General features: G+C 72.1%; 4 protein-coding genes and 1 pseudogene. 1 reads left to right on the top strand and 4 read right to left on the bottom strand.

What is annotated here, in order from left to right:
* The 4 genes from KSNIM_RS24605 to rimP form a co-directional block, all read right to left on the bottom strand.
* The coding region (locus KSNIM_RS24605; protein WP_263108098.1) for a translation initiation factor IF-2 N-terminal domain-containing protein at positions 1–309 on the bottom strand (309 nt) is incomplete at its 3' end.
* Between the two features lie 194 nt (positions 310–503).
* The gene (locus tag KSNIM_RS24600) at positions 504–797 is read right to left on the bottom strand and encodes a YlxR family protein (RefSeq protein WP_263108097.1); all 294 of its coding nucleotides are present in this window, start codon (positions 795–797) and stop codon (positions 504–506) included.
* Positions 798–867: 70 nt separating this feature from the next.
* On the bottom strand, positions 868–1,869 hold the full coding sequence (gene nusA / locus KSNIM_RS24595; RefSeq protein ID WP_263105317.1) for a transcription termination factor NusA: 1,002 nt from the start codon (positions 1,867–1,869) through the stop codon (positions 868–870).
* A 51-nt stretch (positions 1,870–1,920) separates the two neighbouring features.
* Positions 1,921–2,481 carry a ribosome maturation factor RimP gene (rimP, locus tag KSNIM_RS24590; RefSeq protein WP_263105316.1) on the bottom strand — a complete coding sequence of 187 codons (561 nt, stop codon included), beginning with the start codon at positions 2,479–2,481 and terminating at the stop codon, positions 1,921–1,923.
* Positions 2,482–2,729: 248 nt separating this feature from the next.
* Here rimP and KSNIM_RS24585 point away from each other — a divergent pair.
* Positions 2,730–3,048: pseudogene (locus KSNIM_RS24585) on the top strand (hypothetical protein); the annotation flags it as partial.

The raw sequence follows: 3,048 nt of genomic DNA, 5'->3' as shown, positions 1-3,048 counted from the left end.
GGGAGTGGGACGGGGGCCCGGCGTCACCGTGGGACGCGGGCCGGGGGTGGGCGCACCCGGCTTGGGTGCAGCCGCGCCGGCACCGCCGGCGGGCTGGGGCGCCGCGGGCTTCCGCGGGCCAGGCTTCGCGGAGGAACCACCGGCAGGCGGCGTCGCTCCCAAAGCGTCAGTCAACTTGCGAACGACCGGCGCCTCGATCGTCGAGGACGCCGAACGCACGAACTCACCGAGCTCGGTGAGCTTGGCCATGACGGCCTTGCTCTCCAAGCCAAGTTCCTTGGCGAGCTCATATACCCGGACCTTAGCCACTTCGCTCCTGTCTATCCGTCCGGGGTCATCGTCCGCCGGACTGTCGCTACTTCATGGGCGTACTCATCGCGTACTCATCGAGTGCTCATCGCAATCTCGACCTACTTCCATCTCGCGAGGTACCTGACGTTTCGCACCGCACACGACGAACGTGTGCCGTGCACTTCCTGCGGTGCTCCGCCGCGCCTGAGGACTCAGGACACCGGGGCCGCGCCCGCCCGCTGCTCGACGTATGACCGCAGTGCATCGGTGTCGAGCGGACCCTGGAGCCGGAAGGCCCTGGGGAACGCCCGACGGCGGACCGCGAGGTCGAGGCAGGCGGGATCGGGATGCAGATGTGCACCCCGCCCCGGCAGTGCGCCGCGGAGATCGGGGACGCACATGCCCTCGACCGCCACGACACGCAGCAGCTCATGCTTGGCCGCGCGCTTGCGGCAGCCCACGCAGGTGCGTTCAGGGCATGCGCGGACATGCGTCCGGCCAGACAAGCTCAAGTCTACCCCTCCGAAGGGACATGGCGCCGCCCCGCCGATCTCCGCGGGACTGCTACAACGCCGACTACTGGTCCGCGGATTCCCCGGCGGGGGCCTCGGTGTCCGGTCGGATGTCGATCCGCCAGCCCGTCAGACGGGCGGCCAGGCGGGCGTTCTGGCCCTCCTTGCCGATCGCCAGCGACAGCTGGTAGTCGGGCACGATCACCCGTGCGGAGCGCTGCGCGTAGTCCACGATCTCCACCTTGGTCACCCGCGCGGGGGACAGTGCGGCGGCGACCATCTCGGCCGGGTCCTCCGAGAAGTCGACGATGTCGATCTTCTCGCCGTGCAGCTCGGCCATCACGTTGCGCACCCGGCCGCCCATCGGGCCGATGCAGGCGCCCTTGGCGTTCAGGCCCTGCTTGCGCGACCACACCGCGATCTTGGTGCGGTGGCCGGCCTCGCGGGCGATCGCGGCGATCTCGACCGAGCCGTCCGCGATCTCCGGCACCTCCAGCGCGAAGAGGCGCTTCACCAGGTTCGGGTGGGTGCGCGAGAGCGTCACCGACGGGCCGCGGACGCCGCGGCGTACGCCGACCACGTAGCAGCGCAGCCGGGTGCCGTGCTTGTACTCCTCGCCGGGCACCTGCTCCTGCGGGGGCAGGATCGCCTCCAGCTTGCCGATGTCGACCAGGATGTTCTTGGGGTCGTTGCCCTGCTGGACGACACCGGTGACGATGTCGCCCTCCTTGCCCGCGTACTCGCCGAAGGTCTGGTCGTCGGCCGCGTCCCGCAGGCGCTGCAGGATGACCTGCTTGGCGGTCGACGCGGCGATCCGGCCGAAGCCGCTCGGGGTGTCGTCGAACTCCTTCGGCTCGACGCCCTCCTCCAGCTCGGCGGAGTCCTCCAGCGCCCAGACCGTGACGTGGCCGGTCTTGCGGTTCAGCTCGACCCGGGCGCGGCGGCGCGAGCCCTCGGTGCGGTGGTACGCGATGAGGAGCGCCGACTCGATCGACTCGACCAGCAGGTCGAACGGAACGCCCTTCTCGGTAACCAGCCCACGCAGGGCGCTCATGTCGATGTCCACGGCTACGCCTCCTCTTCTCTCTTCAGGTTCATGATCGGGGCCGAACCCCGACTACGCGTCGTGCGCGCCGTCGTCGCCGGCGTCGTCGGCCTCGTCCGCGATGTCCTCGCCTGCCTCGTCGAGCAGCGCCTCGTCCTTGCGGTTGAACTCGACCTGGACCCGGGCCTTGGCGACCTCGGCGAAGGCCAGCCGGCGCTCCTTGGGACGGCCGCGCCCCTTGACCGGCTGCACCTCGACGAGGGCACCCTCCTCGTCGCTCCCCAGCACCCGGGCGATGATCTCGCCGCCCTCGACCAGCTGGATCTTCGCCAGCCGGCCCTCGGCCCTGGCCCAGTGACGGGGCAGCACGAGCGGGCGCTCCGCACCCGGCGAGCCGACCTCCAGCAGGTACGGGGCACTGCCCATGAGGTCGGAGTCGTCCAGCACCCGGCCGACCTCGCGGCTGAATTCCGCGATCGCGTCGAGGTCCACGCCGCCGTCGGCGTCCACGTCGATCTGGACCTGGCGGCGGCTGCCCGCCTGGGTGATCCTGAGGTCCTCCAGGTCGAGGCCCGCCTCGGCGGCCAGGGGCTCCAGCAGCGCACGCAGCCGGTCGATCTGGGGGGTGCTCATCCGGGTGACTCCTCGGCCGCGTCTGCTGTTGTCAGGTGCTAACTCACGGCGCAGCCTATCCGGTCCGCAGGGCAACCGCCGATTCCGACCGTGCCGCCCCCCGGGTGACAGCAGAGCCTGCGAGCAAGCTCACACTCCGCCGATCGGGCCCGCCCGCCCGTCCGGCGCCGCGGGAGCCCTGAAATGATGCACGGTGACCTCACGGTGACCCAGGGGCGCGGCCCCGCGAGACGAGCGGGAGCGTGCCGATGCCGTCCCCCACCCGGCGGACCGTCCTGGTCCTCGGCGCGCTGGCCGGCGCGCTGCTCGCGGCCGGCTGCACCGAGGACCACCGGGACGCCGACCGCACGGCCCGCCCCGACCCCGACCTCCCGCTGCGCGTGCGCGCGGTGGCCGCGACCGACCGCCTGCTCACCGACTACGACGCGGTGATCACGGGCCCGGGCGCCGCCGACCGGGCGGCGGTGCTGCGCGAGCTGCGCGCCGACGTCGAGGAGCACCGGGCCGCACTCGCCGCGGGGCTGCCGACCACCTCGCCGTCCGGCCCCCGCCCGTCCTCCGCCGGAG

Source organism: Kitasatospora sp. DSM 101779 (assembly GCF_025655475.1).
In the GTDB taxonomy this organism is placed as follows: Bacteria; Actinomycetota; Actinomycetes; order Streptomycetales; family Streptomycetaceae; genus Kitasatospora.
This window is presented reverse-complemented; position numbering and strand designations above follow the sequence as displayed.

Bases quoted from the DNA above. Each gene is read 5' to 3' on its own strand.
- rimP (WP_263105316.1), bottom strand. From the start codon at position 2,481: ATGAGCACCCCCCAGATCGACCGGCTGCGTGCGCTGCTGGAGCCCCTG.